This is a genomic window from Arcobacter acticola (assembly GCF_013177675.1).
Taxonomy (GTDB): domain Bacteria; phylum Campylobacterota; class Campylobacteria; order Campylobacterales; family Arcobacteraceae; genus Aliarcobacter; species Aliarcobacter acticola.
On the sequence record NZ_CP042652.1, the window covers coordinates 93,808 to 115,358 of the forward strand.

Consider the following 21,551-nt stretch of genomic DNA (forward strand, 5'->3'; position numbering starts at 1 on the left):
GAGAAATAATGGAAATAAAAGAAGTAGGAATCATTGGTTCTGGACAAATGGGAAATGGGATAGCTCACGTATGTGCTTTATCTGGATATAAAGTTGTATTAATAGATATTGCAGAAGAAGCATTAACTAACGCAATAGGAACTATTAAGAAAAATCTTAAGAGACAAGTAGAAAAAGAAAAAATTTCTCAAAGTGATATGGATAGAGCTTTATCTAATATTGTTACTAATACAGAGTCAAAAGCTCTTAAAAATGCAGATTTGATTATTGAAGCTGCTACTGAGAATTTTGATTTAAAAGTTAAGATTTTTAAAGGAGTATTAGAATATATTAAAGAAAGTTGTTTATTATCAACAAATACTTCAAGTATGTCTATTACTAAATTAGCTGCTAATACAGATAGACCTGAAAGATTTATTGGTTTACATTTTATGAATCCAGTTCCAGTTATGAAGTTGGTAGAAATTATTCCTGGAATTGCAACAAGTGATGAAATGTTAGAAACAACAAAATCATTCGCTGAATCTTTAGGTAAAACAATTGCAGTAGCAAAAGATTATCCAGCTTTTATTGCTAATCGTATTTTAGTTCCGATGATAAATGAAGCAATTTATTCTTTATATGAAGGAGCAGGAGATATTAAGTCAATTGATACTGCTATGAAACTTGGAATGGGACATCCAATGGGTCCATTAGAGTTGGCTGACTTTGTAGGTTTGGATACTTGTCTAGCAATAATGAATGTATTATATGAAGGATTTGGTGATACTAAATATAGTCCTTGTCCATTATTAGTTAAATATGTGGAAGCTGGATGGTATGGAGTTAAATCTGGAAAAGGTTTCTATGATTACTCAGGTGCTACACCTATTCCTACTAAATAAAAATTTTATAAACTATTTTAGCAAATAGCTAAAATAGTTTATCTAAGATTTCTCATTAAATATTACTTATCATAATTTTGTCATTATATATTTATATACTTCTTATATGTAAATTATTAGGAGAATTATTATGAGTATCTGGAAAAAAACTTTTACATTAGAGTCACTTAATGAAAAATGTAAAAATACTGCTGTAGAAACTTTAGGTATTAAAATTACAAAAATTGAAGATAATTCTTTAGAAGGTGAAATGCCTGTAGATTCAAGAACCCATCAAATACATGGTATCTTGCATGGAGGAGCTTCTGTTTTATTTGCTGAAACATTGGGAAGTATTGCCGGTGTTGTAGCTGCTAAACCTGGTTATACAGTTGTTGGATTAGATATAAATGCAAATCATTTAAGAGGTGTTAGTGAAGGCTTTGTTGTAGGTATTGCAACTGCTATTCATATTGGTAGAACTACTCAAGTTTGGGATATTAAAATAAAACATAAAGAAACTGATAAGTTAGTTTGTATCTCAAGATTAACAGTTTCTGTTATAGAAGAGAAGGAAGAATAGAAATGAAAGTTAGAATTTATTATGAAGATACAGATGCAGCAGGAATTGTGTATCATGCAAATTTTATAAAATATTGTGAAAGAGCTAGATCTGAAATATTCTTTAAACAAGGATTTAATTCTCATAATAAAACAAAAAATGAGCATTTTGTTGTAAGAAATATCGTTTGTGATTTTGTACAAACTTCAGTTCTAGGTGACTTATTAGAAGTTAAAACAAAAGTTCTACAGAGAAAGAATACTTCTGTTATCTTAAATCAAGATATCCTTAGAGGCAAAGAGTTAATTTGTTCTTTTCAAGTTGTTCTAGTTTATGTACAAAACTTTAAAGCTATAAAAATACCCGATGAAGTATTTGAAATATTAGAAAATAATAGTTAATTAGCATATTATATATCTCTTTTAATCTTTTGTGTGTTAAATAAATTAAATATTTATTTAACACACGATATTACTATTTACTTACCCTTATAAATAATTCTTTTAATTTTTTAAATTTAAATAACTTTATTTCTAAATTAATTTAGAGATGATAAATTTGCCATGTTTTTATCATTATTTATTCATATACTTTCAGTGTAAAAATAATTTATGCTATGAAAAAAGGAGGCAGAGATGGAAAAGGTAATAGATATATCTGAGATTAAAAAATTTCTAAAAGATGGAATGATAATTTCTATTGGTGGTTTTTTTGGCTGTGGAAATGCTCATAATATTATAGATGAAATATTAAAAACTGATGTAAAAAATTTGACTATTGTCGCTTCTGATACAGTTGTTGATGGTAAAGGAATAGGAAAACTAGTTGCTGATAATAGAATATCTAAACTTATGGCTACCCATATTGGTACAAATAAAGATACTCAAAAGCAAGTAAACGAAGGTCTTATTGAATTAGAATTAATACCTCAAGGAACTTTAGCTGAAAGATTGAGATCAGCATCTGCTGGATTAGGTGGCGTTTTAACACGAACCGGATTGGGTACATTAGTTCAAGAAGGTAAAGAAGTAATTATTGTAGATGAAAAAGAGTACATTTTAGAAAAACCAATATTTGTTGATTTAGCCATTATAAAAGCGCATACTGCAGATAGAGCTGGAAATTTAATTTATAACGGTTCTTCACGAAATTTTAATGTCGCAATGGCAGGAGCAGCTAAGATAACTATAGCTGAAGTTGAGAACATAGTTGAAAATGGAGAGTTAAATCCCAACTTTATACATACACCATTTGTTTATGTAAATTATTTAGTAAAGGCTTAACATGGAAGCAAAAGAGATAATAGCACAAAGAGTTGCAAAAGAATTTAATAATGGTGACTTTATAAATTTAGGTATAGGCTTACCTACTTTAGTAGCCAATTATGTACCTAAAGATGTAGAAATTATTTTACATTCTGAAAATGGTTTTGCAGGGGTTTGGGATAAGGCACATGGGGATGATATTAGCAAAGATTTGATTGATGCAGGTGGTACGAATGTTGTATTAAGAGCTGGTGGAGCATTTTTTGATTCTTGTACATCTTTTGAAATCATTAGAGGTGGTCATATTGATATTACTGTTTTAGGTGCTTTAGAAGTAGATCAAGAAGCTAGTTTGGCTAGTTGGAATATTCCTGGGAAATTTGTTCCTGGAATGGGTGGTTCTATGGACCTAGTAAGTGGGGTGAAGAAAGTAATTATTGCTATGTTACACACTGCTAAAGGAGCTCCTAAAATACTTGAAAAATGTACTTTACCTTTAACTGGAAAAAATGTAATAAGTATGATTATAACTGAGTTGGGAGTTTTTAAATTTATAAGTGGGAAGTTACATTTAGTAGAACTTATTGGTGATACAACATTAGAACAGATAAAAGAAGTTACTCCAGCTTCTTATATTGTTGCATTAAAAAATAATTAATAGAATATGAGGATTAAAAATTGAAAGTATATATTGTAGAAGCAAAAAGAAGTGCTATTGGGAGTTTTTTAGGAACTTTAAAAGATGTGAAACCTGGTGATTTAGCTGGTCAGGTAATAAAAGATTTAACAAAAAATATTGATAATAATATTGTAGATGAAGTTATTGTTGGGAATATCTTAAGCGCAGGACACTCTCAAGGGATAGGAAGACAAGCTGCAATATTTGGAGGAATGCCACATTCAACTGTTGCATATTCATTAAATATGTTATGTGGTTCAGGAATGAAAGCTGTATTAAATGCTGTTGCTGAAATAAAATCAGGTGAAAAGAATGTAATAATTGCTGGTGGTGTTGAAAGTATGTCTGGAGCACCATTTTTAGTTTCATCAAAAGCTAGATCTGGTTTAGGACTAGGAGATGAAAAACTTGTTGATTCTATAAGTGATGCTCTAACAGATGCCTTTGAAGGTTATCATATGGGAATAACTGCTGAAAAAATTGCTGAAAAATTCAATATTTCTAGACAAACGCAAGATGAATATGCTTTAGATTCTCAAAGAAAAGCAATAGCCGCGGATAATGCCGGAAAATTTGTAGATGAGATAACTCCTATTGTCGTTAAAACAAGAAAAGGCGAGATAATATTTAATAAAGATGAATATATTAATAGAAATACTTCTTTAGAAAAATTGAATAATCTAAAAGCTGTTTTTAAAAAAGATGGAACAGTAACTGCTGGAAATGCCTCTGGAATAAATGATGGTGCAAGTTTTACTCTAATTGCATCAGAAGATGCTGTTAAAAAATATAATTTGAAACCTTTGGTAGAAATTGTAGATATAGCTCAAGTTGGGATAGATCCTTCTGTTATGGGATTAAGTCCAGCATATGCAATCGAAAAGTTATTAAATAAAACAGGTGTTGATATAAGTGATATTGATGTTATTGAAATAAATGAAGCTTTTGCTGCCCAAATTTTAGGTGTATTTGAACTATTAAAAGAGAAAGTAAATTTAACAGATGAAATTTTAAATGAGAATATGAACGTAAATGGAAGTGGAATAGCTTTAGGACACCCTGTTGGTGCTAGTGCAAATAGAATTATTGTTTCATTAATTTATGAGATGTTAAAACAAAACTCTACATATGGTTTAGCTTCATTATGTATCGGAGGGGGACTAGGAACTGCTATTTTACTTAAAAAAGTATAGTAAGTTTATTGATATTATATTATTATGATATTATATTTTCAAATAACAATCGGGATGTGAATGAAGAAGAAGTATTATAATAAGTTAAATAAAAAATTAAATTTTGAGGATGTATTGTTGGACGCATTACCAAACCCCATATATTATAAAGATATAAAAGGGGATTTTATAAGATGTAATACTAGATTTGCAGATTTGGCTAGTACTTCTAAGAAAAAAGTTATAGGTAAGTCTGCTTATGAATTTTTTCCTAAAAGTGCTGCTGATAGGCATAAACAAATTGATGTGCAAATCATGAAAACTTTGCAACCTTATGAGGATGAAGTACATTTCATAAAAAAAGATGGTGAAGTAAGATATTACAATTTAAGTAAGGCTGTATGTTTAGATTATAAAGGCATGGTTGCTGGTATTGTTTGCATTATGACAGATATTACTGAAAGAATCAAAGAAAAAGAACTTTTAATCCAACAAAGTAAGTTTGCTGAAATGGGTGAAATGATAGCTGCAATTGCTCATCAATGGAATGAGCCTTTGGTTGAACTTTCTGCACAAATTCAGAAAATGCAACTTTTTTACTCTTCAAATGTTATTGATAAAGAAAAAGTATCTAATTTTGTAATTGATTCTATGGTTCAAATTCAATATATGTCTGTGACTTTAAATGATTTTAGAAATTTCCTAAAACCATCTGTTTTAAAAGAAGAGTTTGAAGTTAAAAAAGCAATAAAAGAAATTTTTGAAATAGTCGGTAAACAAATTTTTTATTTTAATATCAAAGTAAACTTTGAATATAACACTAATGATGAAATAATGATTTATGGCTATAAAAATGAGTTAAAACAGGTTTTATTAAATGTTATAAATAATGCAAAAAATAAACTTGTAAAACTTAATGAAAAAAATACTTTCAATGGAATCATCACAATTAGAATAAATGAGAGTAAAAAATATAATATTATTGAAGTTATTGATAATGGAGGTGCTATTGAAGGAAGTATTATGGACCGTTTATTCGATCCATTCTTTACAACAAAAGAAAATGGCACTGGAATTGGATTATATATGGCAAAAATTATAGTTGAAGATAAAATGTCTGGAAAAATTGAAGTTAAGAATGATGGTAAAAATGTAATATTTTTAATCAAAATCCCAAAAATAAAGAAGCATAAATATGAAGATATTCTTATTAGAAGATAATAAAACATTAAATGAAGCAATTAAATTAAAATTTGAATTAAAAGGTTATAAAGTATATTCATACTTATGTGGTGAAGAAGCTTTTAATAATATTACAAATGGTTTTTCATGTTTTCTTCTTGATATTCATGTTCCAAATGTAGATGGATTAAAAATTCTTAAAAAGATACGTGAATATTATGATAATGTTCCTGTTGTAATTATCTCATCAACTGTAGAACTTGATATTATAAAAAAATCATATAGTTTTGGTTGCAATGATTATTTAAAAAAACCATTTTTTATAGATGAATTGGAAATCAAAGTTGATAAACTTTGTAATATTCCTGATAATGAAGTTCTTTTTGATGAGAAGAGTTTTTTCAATTTTAGTGAAAGTATTATTACTATTGATGGAGAAAAGAAAGTATTAACTGAAAAAGAAAATCTACTTGTAAATCTATTTTTATTAAATAAAAATAAATTAGTGAGTTATGAAAACATACAAAACTATGTTTGGAAAGGTGAATATGCATCTATTGATGCAATAAGAACACTTATTAGAAGATTAAGAAAGAAAATAGATAAGACTACTATAAAAGCTTCATCTAACAGAGGATACTATTTATATGTAGAATGTTGAATTTAAAATATATTTTTAAATTCTTTCTTTTTAATATTTTAGTTACTTTTAAATATATATCCTGTATCAACAACAGTTTGAATATACTCTTTATCAATTACTTTTCTTACTCGTCTAATAAGGCTTCTTATTGATTCTAAAGATGCAAAATTACCTTCCCAAACATAATTTTCTATAGATTCGTATGATATTACTTGATTCTTTTTTGTTAAAAATAGATTCATTAAAAGTTTTTCTTTTTTTGTTAATCTAATTTCTTTATCATTCATTTTAATTACTGATGATTTAAAATCAAAACAACAATTCTCATCAAAAAATATCTCATCATTTTGTATTTTACAGAGTTTTTCAATTTTGATTTCTAATTCATCTATGAAAAATGGTTTCTTTAAAAAATCATTACATCCAAAATCATAGGCTTGTTTTATGACATCAAGTTCAACACTTGCGCTTATAATAATTACAGGTAAAGTAGGATAATACTCTCTAATTTTTTTAAGGATCTTTATTCCATCAATATTTGGAACATTTATATCTAAAATAAAACATGAAAAACCATCTGATACCGCTTCAAACGCCTGTGCTCCGTCTGTAAAAGTTAAAAGATTATATCCTTTCATTTTTAGTCGTTTTGTTATAGTTTCATTTAACTTTTTATTATCTTCTAATAATAGAATTTTCAATTTTGTACCTTTTTATGGGGAAGTTTTATAGTGAAAACAACATTATTGTTATCATTTCTAACTTTAATTATTCCTCTCATTTTATCTTCAATTATTACTTTTGCCATATAAAGACCAAAGCCAGTTCCTGATTCTTTTGTAGTGAAGTATGGATCAAATATTGAATGTATAATTTTTTCATCAATTGCTCCACCATCATCAATTATTTCAATAATATTGTAATTTGATGATCTTTCTATATTGATATTGATATGTGCTTTTTTACCAAAATCAGTATTTTTTTCAACTATTTTATTTTTTGCATTATTCAACAGATTTAATAAAACTTGCTTAAATTCATTTTCATAGCCATAAATTAGAAGTTCTTCATTTTCATTTTTATAATTAAAAGTCATTTCAATATTTGAATAAAATATTTGTTTTCCAATAATTTCATTAATCTCTCTTAATGCTTTTGATATGGAGAATAACTTTTTTTTAGTTGATGGTTTCAAGAAGTTTCTAAAATCACTTAATGTTTTTGACATATATTTAATTTGCACCATTGAATCATTTACGAAATCTTTAACTTCCATATCTTTTAATTCATTTAATAAATATGATGTTTGTATATCTTGAACCAATGCTGATAATTCCACCAAAGGTTCATTCCATTGGTGGGCAATTGCAGCAATCATATCACCCATTTCTGCCAATTTACTTTGTTGTATCAAGAATTGTTTTTGTTGAACTCTTTCTGTTATATCATCCATAATACAAACAATTCCACCAACGGTTCCATCTATATTTTTATAAACAGCTTTATTTAAAATTATATGTTTCATCTCATTTGTTGGTGTATGAAAAGTAAATTCAGAGGTACTTGTTGAAAAAGTTGTTAGTAATTCTTGGTCTATTATAGTGTTTGCATTTGCAACTTTAAATGAAAAGAAATCAAAAGCAGTTTTTCCAATAATTTCATCTCTGCTACTATTTACTAAAGATGCAAAGCTGATATTACAGCCTAAAAACTTACCATCAACATTTTTGTAATATATTGGATTTGGAATGGTATCTAGTAAAACTTTATCAAATTCTATTCTATTTGATAACTCTAATTCTAGTTTTTCTCTTCTTTGAATATTTGCTTTTAATATAATAACAATTGTACTAAGTATAAATATTATTAAAGCTGTAAATATAAAAAGTTTTGAATGCTCTTTATATACAGTTGCAGGCTCATTTATTATCACTGGATTACCAATATAAGGAGAAATGTCAATGTTAAATTTATCTAACTCTTTGTAGTCAAACATATAAATATTTGGAGATTTTTCAATTATTGGAATATCAGATATTTTTTTTCCATTAAAAATTTGAAGAGCCATTTTTGAAACCGATTCTCCTTGAGCAATTGCAGAAGTTAAAAGACCACCTACTATCCCATTATCTAAATAGAAATCCCAAAGACCATAAATTGGAACTTGACTTACTTCTTTTACTTGTGCAAAACTTTGTTTATAGGTAAAGTATTTTCCCGTGGTATCTTTGAATAAAAGAACAAATAGTATTACACTATTTTCTTTATCTAAATTTGAAACTTTTTGTCTTAAATTATTTATTTCTAAATCATCTGTATATTCAATGTTAAATTTATTTTTGTATTTTTCAATTATTGGTCGCAAATCTCTTTTAACTGCATAACCTGTATTTGAAGTATCATTAATTATTAAAAGATTTTTCAATTTTGGATGTAGTTTTGAAATAAGTTCAAAGTTTTTTTCTAAATCAACATCTTCAGCAACACCTGTCATATAGTTTTTTAAATTATTTTCATCTAATAATACCTTGTCAAAATTGTTTATTCCACAAAATAAAACGGGAGTATTTTTAAATAAATATTCATGATATTTAATCATAAAATCAAAAGCAGTGTTATCACTTACGATTATTAAATCAAAGATTCTACCCTCAAATTGTTGTTTGTAAAGTTTTGCGAGGCTATTTAAGTATTCTGCATTATCAATTCTTTTTGTATCCATATAAACAGTTGTAACTTCTATTTCTGCTTTTTTATATTCAGAAAAAGTTTTTTCTATAGCTTTTGATATGTCATCACTCCAAGCATATCCCTTATGATAAGAGTGTAAAACCAATACTTCTTTGCTAGTATTTGCAAAAAGAAAATTTAAAAAAAGTATGCTAAATAGTAAAAAAAATTTCATTATGATCCCCTATTTAGCAATTATATCAAGATTTTGTAAAAATTACATAGCCAGATTTTGGTCCATGAGCTCCGATAACTAATGATTGTTCTATATCAGCTGTTTTTGATGGTCCTGAAATAAATACACCATATCCATTATTATCAAAATTTAATTTTTGATAAGCTTCATGCATATTATTTAGTATATCTTTTTCATCAATTACAATAACAATATTCTGTGCTATAAAATATAAAGCTCTATGTCTATTTTCTTCATCTTTCATCCAAATAGCACCATTTTCTGCAATTGCAAAATTACCTTTTACAACTGCTAAATCAATATCTTTTAAAGTATGAACATCTTCTTGTTCATTAGCATTAAAATTTCCAACATTGCAAAATTCAACATTTGATGCAATTTGTTTTTCATCTGGGTACAACTCTTTAATAGTTTTATCCAAATCAGATTTATTTATTAATAAAGCTTTCCCTCCCACACTTTCAATCATTGTTGAAAAAGTTTGAAACTTATCTTCAAATTTTATTCCAAAGTTATCATATGATGGAAGAGGAACTTCTTTTACTATATTATTCTCTTTTATATTTTTAAGTATTAATTCTTTACTAGTCATCTAAGTCTCCTGCTATAAACATTTCTTTAAAACTTTTCTCTGGCATTTTTGGTAAATCTCTTTGTTTCCCCCAAATATTTCCTTTATTATAAAGTAGTGAATTTGGTAGTTTTGGAACAATTTTTCTAGCAACTTTTCCAGCAAAGTCAAATAATGCAGGTTTTCCCATTAACCAAGCGGTTACCTTCATAGCCATTTTTTTCTTTGAATCGATTAAATTTGCATTTCCTAAGTCTTGTCTTAAACTATAAAGTTGTGAGTCTAAATCTATTTTTACAGGACAAACATTTGTACAAGAACCGCATAAAGTACATGCAAATGGCAATGAATTATGTTTTTCAGGTTCTTTTTTGGCTCCTAATATTGAACCAATTGGTCCAGGAATTACATATTCGTAAGAGTGACCACCACTTCTTCTATAAACAGGACAAGTGTTCATACAAGCACCACATCTAATGCAGTTTAATGCTTTTTTATTTTTTTGTGATGCTAAAAATTGAGATCTATTATTATCAACAATAATAATATGCATTTCTCCACCTTCAATAGGAGCGTGAAAATGAGAAGTATATGAAGTGATTGGCTGTCCCGTTGCACTTCTTGCTAGTAACCTTGTAAATACAGATAAATCTTCAAGTCTAGGAATGATTTTTTCAATTCCCATTGAAGCGATATGTAGCTTTGGAACACTAGCTCCCATATCAGCATTTCCTTCATTTGTACAAACAACAACTCCACCTGTTTGAGCAATTGCGAAGTTTACACCTGTCAGTCCTGCTTGTGCAGTTAAAAAATCTTCTCTTAAACTGGCTCTTGCTGCTCTTGTTAAATAAGTAGGATCATCATTTCCTTTTTGGGTTCCTAAATGTTCATGAAAGGTATCAGATACATCCATTTTTTTAAGATGAATAGCTGGTAATACAATATGAGAAGGTGGTTCATTTCTCAATTGAACAATTCTTTCACCTAAATCTGTGTCAATAACTTCTATACCCCTTTCTTCTAAAAATGGATTTAAATGACACTCTTCTGTTAGCATAGATTTTGATTTAACTAATTTCGTAACATTTTTTTCTTTTAAAAGTCTATATGCAATTTCATTGTGCTCTTTTGCATCAATTGCAAAATGAACTGTAATTCCCTTTGCTTTTGCATTTTTTTCAAACTCAATTAAATATTTATCAAGATTTGCCATAGTATGAGTTTTTATTTGACTTGCAAATTCTCTTAATTGTTCCCATTCTGGAATTGATTTACTAGCTCTGTCTCTTTTTTCTCTTACGAACCATAATGCTTGGTCATGCCAGTGCATTCTTTCATCATTGGCTACAAATACTTTTGCATTATCTGAGTGATTGTGATTTGTACTCATGGTTTAACTCCTGCAAGAATTTCAACTATATGCATTACTTTTATTGGATAGTTATTTCTGTTTATTAATCCATCCATATGCATTAAACATGACATATCAGCTCCTGTCATAATTTGTGCTGATGAATCTAGATGATCTTTGATCCTATCTTTTCCCATTGCAACTGAAATATCTTCTTCTGCAACTGAAAAGGTACCACCAAAACCACAACATTCATCTTTTCTTTTTAACTCAACTAATTCAATATTATTAACTGTATTTAAAATATTTTCTAACTTTGAATTATATGGAACATTAAGTTCACTAGCCGTTCCTAATTTTAAAACTCTATGTCCATGACAAGAGTTATGTAATCCTACTTTATAAGGAAATGAAATATTTAAATTTAAATTTTCAACTTTTATAATATCATGTAAAAATTCGCATACTTCATAAATAGAAGCTTTTACTTTATTGTAATCTTTATCATTATTGAAAAATTCATTATAGTGTTCTTTTACCATTGATACACAAGAGCCACTAGGTGCTACAATATAATCAAATTCTTTAAATGTATTTACGAAGTTTATTGCTAGATTCTTAACATCTTTGGAACAACCAGAATTTGCCATTGGCTGACCACAACAAGTTTGATTAAGTGGATACTCTACATTTAAACCTTGTCTTTTTAATACTTGGTATGTTGCTTTGCAAATATCAGGATATAGTTCATTCATAAAACATGGTATAAATAAGCCTATTTTCATTTCTATTCCTTGTGTTTATTTAAACTAATTTTATATTTAAAATATGATAAATGTATGATAATTTTATTTTTCCAGATATATTGAAAAATCGTTACTTAAATAATTTTCCTTAATTTTTATTTTAGAAGAAAGTGTTGAACAATGGTTTATTACTTGTGTTTTACTAACTTTTGTTAAAGAATCATTTTTTAAAAAATTAAAAATAAAAGCTTTTTTTGAAGAGTAGTAACATTTATTTATAAAAATAAAAACTTCGTTTTCTTCTAATATGTTCATAGCGCCACTACAAATATAATAATCTGCAAAGTCTAATTCTTCTTTTAATATATCTTTCTTTTTAAATGTAGTATTCAGAAATCTCTTTGAAGCTAGATTAATCATTTGCTCTTCACAATCTATTCCTAAATAGGATTTTGGTTTTAGATCATTATCAAACAAATAATTATAATACTCTGCAAAGCCGCATCCTGCATCAATTATTGAAGATTCTTTAATGTTATTTTTTATAAAGCTTGTTAGTATTTCAAATCTTTTATATTGTGAATAATCTGAATTCCACTGTACCCCTTGAGCACTTATTCCATATTTCTCAATTGATTTTTTATAAAATTCAGTATTATCTTTTTGTGCCATTTGTTAATTTTTATCTTTTATTTGTTCAATTTGTACATTATTATCTTTTATAAATTTTGAGATAATTTCAGAATTTGTATGTTCATATGCTTTTTCATAAACAATTCTTACTATTCCACTTGCAATTACATTTTTTGAACATTCACTACAAGGCTCAAGGGTAACATAAATAGTTGCGCCTTCGATTGATATACCTTTTCTTGCTGCCCAAATTATTGCATTCATTTCTGCATGAATTTCATAAGTTTTTGACCAATCATGATGGTCTTTCGTATAATTACCTTCCCAATGGTCACTACAATTTTTGTAACCAGCTGGTGTTCCATTATATCCCGTTGAAAGAATTCTTCCATCTTTTACAATAACAGCACCCACTTGTTTTGAAACACATTTTGAAGCTTTTGAGATTTCTTTTGCAATATTTATAAAACTTTGATCGTTTAACATTTTTTTCCTAACTGAAACTTTTTTAGATTATATCAAAAGATTTTTTATAAAATATTATTTTGATTTTACTTTTAATCTTAAATAAGACTTAATTAATTATACAAAAATATATTTATTAGAAAAAATGTGCTATTATGAGAAAAAATTTTACTAAATAAAAAAGGCTAAGTATGGATTTTAAAGAAATCAGAGAATTAATAAGAGTATTTGATAAGAGTGAACTTAACAAATTAAAGGTTAAAGAAGGTGAATTTGAAATTTCTATGCAAAGAGGTTTTGAAAGTGGTGTAACTACAGTTACTACGTCTGCTCCTGTTGCTCAAGTTTCAAGTGTATCTGCTCCTGTTGCTATATCTGCTCCTGTTGCTGAAACAGTAGTACGTGCAGCTGGCGAAACAATCAATTCACCAATGGTTGGGACATATTATTCATCTCCATCTCCTGAATCACCTGCATTTGTAAAAGTTGGTGCGACAGTTAAAAAAGGTCAAACTCTTTGTATTTTAGAAGCTATGAAAATTATGAACGAAGTTGAAGCTGAATTTGATTGCAAAATTGTAGAAATTCTTGTTACAGATGGTAATCCTGTTGAATATGATATGCCAATTTTTGTTGTTGAAAAGTTATAAGAGTAATCTATGGCAGAAATAAAAAAAATCTTAATAGCTAATAGAGGTGAAATTGTTCAACGTGCTATTAGAACTATTAGAGAAATGGGTAAAAAGTCGGTTGTTGTTTATAGTGCTGGAGATAAAAACGCTTCATATCTAAAACATGCGGATGAAGCTGTATGTATTGGTGGAGCAAAATCTAGCGAATCATATTTAAATATTCCAGCAATTATCACAGCAGCAGAAATGACAGGTTGTGATGCAATTTTTCCAGGATATGGATTTTTATCTGAAAATCAAGACTTTGTAGAAATTTGTCAATTACATAATATCAAATTTATTGGTCCATCTGTTGAAGTAATGGAAAAAATGGCTGATAAATCAAAAGCTAAAGATGAAATGATAAAAGCTGGAGTTCCTGTAGTTCCAGGATCTAAAGGTGCTGTACATTCTGTTGAAGAAGGTAGAAGAGTTGCCCTTGAAATTGGTTATCCAATTATGGCAAAAGCATCTGCAGGTGGTGGTGGTAGAGGTATGAGACTTATTGAAAATGAAGATAAGTTTGATCAACTATTCACAGCTGCATCAAGTGAAGCTTTAGCTGCTTTTGGTGATGGAACAATGTATCTTGAAAGGTTTATCAATAATCCAAGACATATTGAAGTTCAAGTTGTTGGAGATTCTCATGGTAATGCTATTCATATAGGTGAAAGAGATTGTTCATTACAAAGAAGACATCAAAAAGTTATTGAAGAGTCACCTGCGATTTTATTAAACGATGAAACAAGAGCAAAACTTCATGATGTTGCAGTAAAAGCGACTAAATATTTAAAATATGAAGGTGCAGGAACTTTCGAATTTTTAGCCGATGATAAACAAAACATCTATTTTATGGAAATGAATACAAGACTTCAAGTTGAACATCCAGTTTCAGAAATGGTTTCAGGTATTGATATTGTTGAATTAATGATTAAAGTAGCTGAAGGTGAAAAAGTTCCTCCACAAGAATCTATTAAATTCAGAGGTCATGCAATAGAATGTAGAATTACAGCAGAAGATCCAAACTCATTTTTACCAAGTCCAGGAAAAGTGACTCAATGGATGGTTCCAGGTGGAAGAAATGTAAGAGTTGATTCTCATGTGTACGCAGGATACGTTGTACCTCCTTATTATGACTCAATGATTGGAAAACTAATTGTTTGGGGAAGAGATAGAAATAAAGCTATTAATATTATGAAAAGAGCTTTAGCTGAATTTGAAGTAGAAGGAATTAGAACAACAATACCATTTCATCAAAAAATGATGGAAAATGAAGATTTTATTTCAAATGATTATGACACTAAATACCTAGAAAACTACAAAAAACTAGAAGACTTATAAGAAGTAGGAGCATAGCTCCTCTTTCTTAAAGCTTAAATTTATCTAAAACTAGATATAATCCGCCAAATTATACACATTTATATACCCATTTTACTTTGATATATTAATCAAAGATTCATTTTCATTAAACTGACTTACTTGCAAGACTCAAATTGCGTTTTAATTGTACATTTATGGGGAGATTAAATCTAACATATAACCGTGTGTATTAATTTAATAAATATACTAAGGTAAAAAAATGACTTTTAACGAATTCAATTTAAAAGAATTATTGCAAAAAGCAATAGATGAAGCAGGTTTTAAAGAACCAAGTCCAATACAAGAACAAGCAATTCCATTTGTATTAGATGGAAGAGATATTGTTGGTCAAGCACATACAGGAACTGGTAAAACAGCTGCTTTTGGTCTTCCAATTTTAAATAAAATGAAGGGTAATAGTGGTGTTGAAGCTGTTGTTATTGTTCCTACAAGAGAACTTGCAATGCAAGTTTCAGATGAATTATACAGATTTGGTAGATTTTTAGGAATTAACACTGCAACTGTATATGGTGGACAAGCTTATGCTAGACAAATCAAATTAATAGAAAATGCAGGTATTATTGTTGCTACTCCAGGAAGATTTTTAGATCTTTTAAGAGGTGGTAAAATTGATATTAAACCTGAGTACGTAATTCTTGATGAAGCAGATGAAATGCTTGATATGGGATTCTTAGATGATATTAAAGAGATTTTTACTTTCTTACCAGAAGAAAGACAAACTTTATTATTCTCTGCAACTATGCCAGTTGCTATCAAAAATCTTGCAAAAACTATTTTAAAAGATCCAGAATTTATTACTTTAACTAAAAAAGATGTAACTAATTCAAAAATTACTCAAACTTTTTATGTTGTTGATGAAAGAGAAAGAGATGATGCTTTAATTAGATTGTATGATTATAAAAATCCTACTAAATCTATTATTTTCTGTCGCACAAAAAAAGAAGTTGATAGATTATCAACTTTTATGGTATCTCAAGGATTCATGGCTAAAGGTCTTCATGGAGATATGGAGCAAAGACAAAGAGAAGAAGCAATTAGAGCATTTAAAACTTCTAAATTAGAGATTTTAATTGCAACTGATGTTGCTGCAAGAGGATTAGATGTAAATGATGTTTCTCACGTATTTAATTATCATTTACCATTTGATTCTGAGTCTTATGTTCATAGAATTGGAAGAACAGGACGTGCTGGAAAAGAAGGTGTTGCTGTTTCTATTGTAACTCCACATGAATTCAGAATGTTACAAAAAATTGAAAAAAATATTGGTACAAAATTAGAAGGGAAAGCTATTCCTAATATTGATTCAGTTAAATTAAAAAAAGTTGCTGAATTAAAAAATCAAATTAGTGAGCAAGAAATTCAAGATTATGCTTTGGCATTAGTTGAAGAATTAAAAGAAGAATTTGATATCTCTACAATTGCATTTAAATTAGCTTCAATGATTTCTGCATCTACATTTGTTCAAGGTAATAATAATATCGGTAAATCTGAATCTGATATTAAAAGACTTGTTGAAAATGCAAGTAGATATGAAGGTGAAGGTAGAGGAGATAGAAACTCTAGAGGTGGCCGAGGTGGAAGATATGGTTCTTCTAGAGGTGGCGATTCAAGAGGCGGAAATAGAGGGGGAAGACCATCTGGAGATAGAAACTCAAGAGGTGGCGATAGAGATAGAGCACCAAGAGGTGATAGACCATCAGGTGATAGAGCTCCAAGAGGAGACAGACCATCTGGAGATAGAGCACCAAGAGGTGACAGACCAAGTGGTGATAGAGCTCCAAGAGGCGATAGACCTTCTGGGGACAGAGGTTCTAGACCAAGTGGTGATAGAAGTAGAAAAAGAGATTAATTCTCTTTTCTATTCAATCAACTCTCTTTAACAAAAAACTCCCTAATAAATACTTTCTTTTACTAATATTTAAACCCTATAAAATATAAACTTTATCCACAAATACTAGAGTATGACTATAAACTATTTAAGCTTATTTAAAGCTTTGATAAGGAAAAGTTCACTATAATATTAACCTACTTAAATTACAAAATAGTTACAAAAGGTATACTTTGGATATTAAAACAATCAATCGAATCGATAAGGCTAGGGATAAGACATTACCTGGTTTCGCAAAACTTTCATTAGCACTACTTTTTATAGTAGTTGTTTTTCTTTGGTCATATGCTTCTCATGGCAATCTTCCAAATAATACATTTTTAATTATTGGTGCAGTATTTGGAGCTTATATGGCTATGAATATTGGTGCAAATGATGTTGCAAATAATGTTGGGCCTGCTGTTGGGTCTAAAGCTTTAACGTTAACAGGTGCTATTATAATAGCAGCAATTTTCGAGTCTTTAGGTGCATTCATTGCAGGTGGTGATGTTGTTAAAACTATTAAAGATGGAATTATTAATCCTGCTTTAATTTCTGATCCTCAGATTTTTATATGGGCAATGTCAGCTGCCTTATTATCAGCAGCTCTTTGGTTAAATTTTGCCACTTCAATTGGTGCTCCAGTTTCAACAACTCACTCAATTGTAGGTGGAGTTATGGGTGCTGGTATTGCAGCTGCTGGGTTTTCCATAGTTGATTGGGATAAAGTTGGTCAAATTGTCGCTTCATGGGTTATTTCACCATTAATGGGTGGTATTATTGCTGCTGCATTTTTATATTTTATTAAAACTCAAATTGTTTTTAAAGAAGATAAAGTAGAAGCTGCTAAAAAATTTGTTCCTTTATTAATTGCTTTAATGTCTTGGGTTTTTAGTGCTTATATTATTTTAAAAGGTATTAAACAAATAATAAAAGTTGATTTTATAACTGCTATTATTTTAGGTTTAATTATTGGAGTTGTTGTATATTTTATCGTTAAACCTTTAATTATCAAAGCAGCAGAGAAATTAGAAAATAATAGAATATCTGTTAATACTTTATTTAATATTCCTTTAGTTTTTGCTGCAGCTTTATTATCATTTGCCCATGGTGCAAATGACGTTGCTAATGCAATTGGACCATTAGCAGCAATAAATGATGCTATAGTAAATGTTGAAGTTGCATCAAATGTTAGTATTCCATTTTGGGTTATGGCTGTTGGTGCTTTTGGTATTGTTGTTGGATTAATGCTTTATGGTCCAAAATTAATCAAAACAGTAGGTTCAGAAATTACAGAACTTGATCAAATGAGAGCTTATTCTATTGCAATGGCTGCTTCATTTACCGTTATTGTCGCAAGCCAGTTAGGTCTTCCTGTTTCTTCTACTCATATTGCTGTTGGTGGGGTATTTGGAGTTGGATTTTTAAGAGAATTTTTAGATGCGAATGAAAAAAGATTTTTACAAGAAACACGAAAAAAATTCAAAAAACATAAAAAAGAACTTGAAGTAATGAATGAAGAATTAGCTAAACTTGAACTTATTGTTGATAAATCAAAAAGTAATTATATTAGAATTGTTGAGCTTATTAAAAATATTGATGATAGAGAAGATTTAGTTAAACAAGATAGAAAAGATGTAAAAGATGCAAAAAGAACTAAGTATGTAAAAAGAGATGCAGTTAAAAAAATTATTGCAGCTTGGATTATTACAGTTCCTGCAGCTTCAATATTAGCAGCTGCAATCTTTTTTATGATAAAAGGTATTATGGCTTCTTGGTAAGTATAATATATGTAAGTCACCTTTTATTTATCTCTTTAATGGTAGAATCCCTTTTAAAAATCTTATTAGGGATCTGCTTTGGATGCTGTATTTGCTGTTTTACCTGTTTATTTTTTTATTTTACTTGGATTTTCTGCAAAAAAAATCTTTACGAACCAACTTGATGAAAAAACTCTAGTTTTAATTTCTTTATATTTTTTCCAACCAATTTTGATATTTTGGGGACTAACAAAAACACCTATCAATTATGAATTAATCGCTTCACCTTTTGCTTATTTATCTATTGTACTTATTTGTTTAGTATTTTTATTGTTGATTAATAAAAAAATATTTAAAGAAAGAAGTGATCAATCAGTTTATCTGGCATCTTCTCTTGTTGGAAATACAGGCAATCTTGGTATTCCTCTTGGAATTGCCATATTTGGTATTGAATCTGTTCCCTATACAAGTATTATAAATATTGCGAATATCTTATTTATTTATATATTTTCAGTTTATTTTTTTGCAAGAGAACAGTTCTTATTAAAAGAAGCCATATATTCAATTTTAAAAATTCCTGCTATTTGGTTTGCCTTATTTGCACTTTTTGTTAATTATCAAGGTATTACAATTAATAAGCATATTTATACTGCACTTGAAATGGGTGCATATACTTCAATGGTTATTCAATTGCTAATTTTTGGTATGTATTTATTTAATGTTAAAATCAAAACTATTCCTTGGCATATATCTATACAAATTTCTGTAGTTAAGCATATATTTTTGCCTCTTGTTGGTTTAGTTTTTGTTTTATATTTTACAAATCTAAACTCTTATGTGGCTTCTATTTTAATTATGGAGTTAATGGTACCCTTAGCGGTTAATAATGTAAATCTTGCAGCTTTATATAATTGTAAACCATTTAATGTTGCAGCTTCTGTTTTAGTTTCAACAGCATTATTTGCAATACTTCTTTATTTTAATATTGAAGTCATTAAGTATTTTATTAAGTAGGTAATTATGTGTGGAATTATAGGTACAAATTTTATTTCAGATAAATTTGATAAATCATTAGAATTATTAAATAATAGAGGTCCAGATTTTCAAAAATCTATTATTCTTGATAATAAACAATTTGGGCATACTAGGCTTGCAATTATTGATTTAAATGAAGAAGCAAATCAGCCTATGATATTTGATGATATTTTACTTGTTTTCAATGGTGAAATTTACAATTATAAAGAATTGATTCACGTGGAACAATTGCAATGTAAAACTCAAAGTGATAGTGAAGTACTAATTAGACTTTATCAAAAATATGAATTTGATTTTTTAAATAAACTAAATGGAATGTTTTCTTTTTGTCTTTATGATATGAAAAAAGATAGATATTTTTGTGCAAGGGATAGATATGGGAAAAAACCTTTTTTCTATTATTTTAAAGATAATAAGTTTATATTCTCTTCATCAATTAAATCAATATTAAACCTACTTGATTATAAACCAAATCTAAATAAAGTTGCAGTTTCAAAATATATGCAATATTTTGTTTCATATGGAGAAGATACATTCTATCAAAATATATTTAAACTAGAATCATCTTCATATATGATTTATGAGCCTTTAAAGGCCCAAGAGCTTCTAAAAAAGAAATATTATAAGATTAACACATATAAAGCTATAAAGGATGAAAAACAGGCTTTAAATGATATAGAAGAGTTTTTATTTAAAAGTGTTGAATTAAGGCTTAATAGTGATGTAGAAGTTGCATCATTATTAAGTGGTGGAATTGATAGTTCGTTGATTTCTGCTTTATATACAAAAATTTCAGGCAAAAAGATAAATACTTTCAGTATTGGTTATGATGAACATAAAAACTATTGTGAGTTATCTTATGCACAAATTACTGCAAAGCATATAGGTTCAAATCATAATCCTATTGAAATAAATCAAAAAGAGTATATTAATCATTTTGAAGAAACTTTAGAATTTTTGGAAGAACCACATGGAGATAGTGCTGCAATTCCTTTAAATATTTTAACTAAACAAATTCATAAAGCAGGAATCAAAACTGTATTGTCAGGTGAAGGCAGTGATGAAATTTTTTTAGGGTATGATAACTATGCTAAATTTTTAAAATATTATGAATTCGAAAAAAGTTTATCATCTGAGCAAAATCTTTTTTTAAATGATATTATTGGAGCACTTCAAAACAATACAAAAGAAAGCGAATACTTAAGAAGAATAGTAAAAAAACAAAATCTTTATAATTCTTTTGGTGAAATATATACAGATATTCAAAGAAAAAGATTATTTAAAAAAGTTCCAACTTTTAAAAGTGAAACAGCAAAACAAGACCCTGTTGATTGGATGAGTTATATTGATTTAAAAATTTGGTTAGGAGAAGCTTTATTATCAAAAGTTGATAGAATTTCTATGGGTAATTCTTTAGAGGTTAGAACTCCATTCTTGGATTTTAATTTAGTAAACTATATGTTTAGTGTTGAATCAAAGATAAAAGTTGGAGATACAAATAAATATCTATTAAAGAAAATTGCTTCAAAATATATTCCAAATGAGATTATAAATAGAACAAAAAAAGGCTTTAATTCACCCTTTAATGAATGGCTAAATAAAGAATACAAAAGTTCTATTCTTGATGTTATACTTGACGTAAATAATAATACTAATTTGTTTAATGATGAATATATTTTGCATATCTATGAGTTATCTAAATCAAATAAATTTAAACAGCATTTGTATTCTCTTTTTATATTCTCTTTATGGTATAAAAAAGAGTATCTTTCTTAAG

At 28.2% G+C, this 21,551-nt stretch carries 21 protein-coding genes; 14 read left to right on the forward strand and 7 right to left on the reverse strand.

Going from position 1 to position 21,551, the window contains the following annotated elements:
- Positions 1 to 8: 8 nt before the first annotated feature.
- The 8 genes from AACT_RS00500 to AACT_RS00535 all read left to right on the forward strand — a co-directional run bounded on the left by AACT_RS00500 (position 9) and on the right by AACT_RS00535 (position 6,384).
- A complete protein-coding gene (locus AACT_RS00500) occupies positions 9 to 884 on the forward strand; it encodes a 3-hydroxybutyryl-CoA dehydrogenase (RefSeq protein ID WP_172123943.1) in 876 nt (291 codons plus the stop codon).
- A 130-nt stretch (positions 885 to 1,014) separates the two neighbouring features.
- On the forward strand, positions 1,015 to 1,446 hold the full coding sequence (locus tag AACT_RS00505) for a hotdog fold thioesterase (protein WP_172123945.1): 432 nt from the start codon (positions 1,015 to 1,017) through the stop codon (positions 1,444 to 1,446).
- A gap of 2 nt (positions 1,447 to 1,448) precedes the next feature.
- A complete protein-coding gene (locus AACT_RS00510) occupies positions 1,449 to 1,826 on the forward strand; it encodes a YbgC/FadM family acyl-CoA thioesterase (RefSeq protein ID WP_172123947.1) in 378 nt (125 codons plus the stop codon).
- A gap of 234 nt (positions 1,827 to 2,060) precedes the next feature.
- A complete protein-coding gene (locus AACT_RS00515; RefSeq protein WP_172123949.1) occupies positions 2,061 to 2,708 on the forward strand; it encodes a CoA transferase subunit A in 648 nt (215 codons plus the stop codon).
- Between the two features lies 1 nt (position 2,709).
- Positions 2,710 to 3,348, forward strand: a complete 639-nt coding sequence (locus AACT_RS00520) for a 3-oxoacid CoA-transferase subunit B (RefSeq protein WP_172123951.1) — start codon at positions 2,710 to 2,712, stop codon at positions 3,346 to 3,348.
- Between the two features lie 20 nt (positions 3,349 to 3,368).
- Entirely contained in the window at positions 3,369 to 4,562 is a 1,194-nt protein-coding gene (locus AACT_RS00525; protein ID WP_172123953.1) for a thiolase family protein, read from the forward strand.
- Positions 4,563 to 4,679: 117 nt separating this feature from the next.
- Complete coding sequence (locus AACT_RS00530) at positions 4,680 to 5,762, forward strand: PAS domain-containing sensor histidine kinase (RefSeq protein ID WP_172123955.1); 1,083 nt, start codon at positions 4,680 to 4,682, stop codon at positions 5,760 to 5,762.
- A complete protein-coding gene (locus AACT_RS00535) occupies positions 5,737 to 6,384 on the forward strand; it encodes a response regulator transcription factor (RefSeq protein WP_172123957.1) in 648 nt (215 codons plus the stop codon). Before AACT_RS00530 ends, AACT_RS00535 begins: the two co-directional genes overlap by 26 nt.
- 38 nt (positions 6,385 to 6,422) lie before the next feature.
- Here the strand turns inward: AACT_RS00535 and AACT_RS00540 are convergent, their stop codons facing one another.
- The 7 genes from AACT_RS00540 to AACT_RS00570 all read right to left on the reverse strand — a co-directional run bounded on the left by AACT_RS00540 (position 6,423) and on the right by AACT_RS00570 (position 13,082).
- Complete coding sequence (locus AACT_RS00540; RefSeq protein WP_172123959.1) at positions 6,423 to 7,067, reverse strand: response regulator transcription factor; 645 nt, start codon at positions 7,065 to 7,067, stop codon at positions 6,423 to 6,425.
- Positions 7,064 to 9,271 (reverse strand): sensor histidine kinase, encoded by a 2,208-nt coding sequence (locus AACT_RS00545; protein ID WP_172123961.1) that lies wholly within the window; start codon positions 9,269 to 9,271, stop codon positions 7,064 to 7,066. The genes AACT_RS00540 and AACT_RS00545 overlap by 4 nt, the downstream gene beginning before the upstream one ends.
- A 25-nt stretch (positions 9,272 to 9,296) precedes the next feature.
- Complete coding sequence (locus AACT_RS00550; protein ID WP_172123963.1) at positions 9,297 to 9,884, reverse strand: LutC/YkgG family protein; 588 nt, start codon at positions 9,882 to 9,884, stop codon at positions 9,297 to 9,299.
- Positions 9,877 to 11,256: a lactate utilization protein B gene (locus AACT_RS00555; RefSeq protein WP_172123965.1), complete on the reverse strand. Its 1,380-nt coding sequence runs from the start codon at positions 11,254 to 11,256 to the stop codon at positions 9,877 to 9,879. The genes AACT_RS00550 and AACT_RS00555 overlap by 8 nt, the downstream gene beginning before the upstream one ends.
- A complete protein-coding gene (locus AACT_RS00560) occupies positions 11,253 to 12,002 on the reverse strand; it encodes a (Fe-S)-binding protein (RefSeq protein WP_172123967.1) in 750 nt (249 codons plus the stop codon). Before AACT_RS00560 ends, AACT_RS00555 begins: the two co-directional genes overlap by 4 nt.
- A gap of 63 nt (positions 12,003 to 12,065) precedes the next feature.
- On the reverse strand, positions 12,066 to 12,635 hold the full coding sequence (locus AACT_RS00565) for a class I SAM-dependent methyltransferase (protein ID WP_172123969.1): 570 nt from the start codon (positions 12,633 to 12,635) through the stop codon (positions 12,066 to 12,068).
- A 3-nt stretch (positions 12,636 to 12,638) separates the two neighbouring features.
- Positions 12,639 to 13,082: a deoxycytidylate deaminase gene (locus AACT_RS00570; protein WP_172123971.1), complete on the reverse strand. Its 444-nt coding sequence runs from the start codon at positions 13,080 to 13,082 to the stop codon at positions 12,639 to 12,641.
- Between the two features lie 170 nt (positions 13,083 to 13,252).
- Here AACT_RS00570 and accB point away from each other — a divergent pair, with 170 nt between their 5' ends.
- The 6 genes from accB to asnB all read left to right on the forward strand — a co-directional run bounded on the left by accB (position 13,253) and on the right by asnB (position 21,550).
- A complete protein-coding gene (gene accB, locus AACT_RS00575) occupies positions 13,253 to 13,711 on the forward strand; it encodes an acetyl-CoA carboxylase biotin carboxyl carrier protein (RefSeq protein ID WP_172123973.1) in 459 nt (152 codons plus the stop codon).
- Between the two features lie 9 nt (positions 13,712 to 13,720).
- A complete protein-coding gene (locus AACT_RS00580) occupies positions 13,721 to 15,073 on the forward strand; it encodes an acetyl-CoA carboxylase biotin carboxylase subunit (RefSeq protein ID WP_172123975.1) in 1,353 nt (450 codons plus the stop codon).
- Between the two features lie 238 nt (positions 15,074 to 15,311).
- Entirely contained in the window at positions 15,312 to 16,961 is a 1,650-nt protein-coding gene (locus AACT_RS00585) for a DEAD/DEAH box helicase (protein ID WP_172123977.1), read from the forward strand.
- Between the two features lie 212 nt (positions 16,962 to 17,173).
- Positions 17,174 to 18,760 (forward strand): inorganic phosphate transporter, encoded by a 1,587-nt coding sequence (locus AACT_RS00590; protein WP_172123979.1) that lies wholly within the window; start codon positions 17,174 to 17,176, stop codon positions 18,758 to 18,760.
- Positions 18,761 to 18,838: 78 nt separating this feature from the next.
- Positions 18,839 to 19,753, forward strand: coding sequence for an AEC family transporter (locus tag AACT_RS00595; protein ID WP_172123981.1), 915 nt, complete (start codon positions 18,839 to 18,841; stop codon positions 19,751 to 19,753).
- A 6-nt stretch (positions 19,754 to 19,759) separates the two neighbouring features.
- Complete coding sequence (asnB, locus tag AACT_RS00600; RefSeq protein ID WP_172123983.1) at positions 19,760 to 21,550, forward strand: asparagine synthase (glutamine-hydrolyzing); 1,791 nt, start codon at positions 19,760 to 19,762, stop codon at positions 21,548 to 21,550.
- Position 21,551 lies beyond the last annotated feature (1 nt).

Bases quoted from the DNA above. Each gene is read 5' to 3' on its own strand.
- AACT_RS00500 (WP_172123943.1), top strand. From the start codon at position 9: ATGGAAATAAAAGAAGTAGGAATCATTGGTTCTGGACAAATGGGAAAT.
- AACT_RS00505 (WP_172123945.1), top strand. From the start codon at position 1,015: ATGAGTATCTGGAAAAAAACTTTTACATTAGAGTCACTTAATGAAAAA.
- AACT_RS00510 (WP_172123947.1), top strand. From the start codon at position 1,449: ATGAAAGTTAGAATTTATTATGAAGATACAGATGCAGCAGGAATTGTG.
- AACT_RS00515 (WP_172123949.1), top strand. From the start codon at position 2,061: ATGGAAAAGGTAATAGATATATCTGAGATTAAAAAATTTCTAAAAGAT.
- AACT_RS00520 (WP_172123951.1), top strand. From the start codon at position 2,710: ATGGAAGCAAAAGAGATAATAGCACAAAGAGTTGCAAAAGAATTTAAT.
- AACT_RS00535 (WP_172123957.1), top strand. From the start codon at position 5,737: ATGAAGATATTCTTATTAGAAGATAATAAAACATTAAATGAAGCAATT.
- AACT_RS00545 (WP_172123961.1), bottom strand. From the start codon at position 9,271: ATGAAATTTTTTTTACTATTTAGCATACTTTTTTTAAATTTTCTTTTT.
- AACT_RS00550 (WP_172123963.1), bottom strand. From the start codon at position 9,884: ATGACTAGTAAAGAATTAATACTTAAAAATATAAAAGAGAATAATATA.
- AACT_RS00555 (WP_172123965.1), bottom strand. From the start codon at position 11,256: ATGAGTACAAATCACAATCACTCAGATAATGCAAAAGTATTTGTAGCC.
- AACT_RS00560 (WP_172123967.1), bottom strand. From the start codon at position 12,002: ATGAAAATAGGCTTATTTATACCATGTTTTATGAATGAACTATATCCT.
- AACT_RS00565 (WP_172123969.1), bottom strand. From the start codon at position 12,635: ATGGCACAAAAAGATAATACTGAATTTTATAAAAAATCAATTGAGAAA.
- AACT_RS00570 (WP_172123971.1), bottom strand. From the start codon at position 13,082: ATGTTAAACGATCAAAGTTTTATAAATATTGCAAAAGAAATCTCAAAA.
- accB (WP_172123973.1), top strand. From the start codon at position 13,253: ATGGATTTTAAAGAAATCAGAGAATTAATAAGAGTATTTGATAAGAGT.
- AACT_RS00580 (WP_172123975.1), top strand. From the start codon at position 13,721: ATGGCAGAAATAAAAAAAATCTTAATAGCTAATAGAGGTGAAATTGTT.
- AACT_RS00585 (WP_172123977.1), top strand. From the start codon at position 15,312: ATGACTTTTAACGAATTCAATTTAAAAGAATTATTGCAAAAAGCAATA.
- asnB (WP_172123983.1), top strand. From the start codon at position 19,760: ATGTGTGGAATTATAGGTACAAATTTTATTTCAGATAAATTTGATAAA.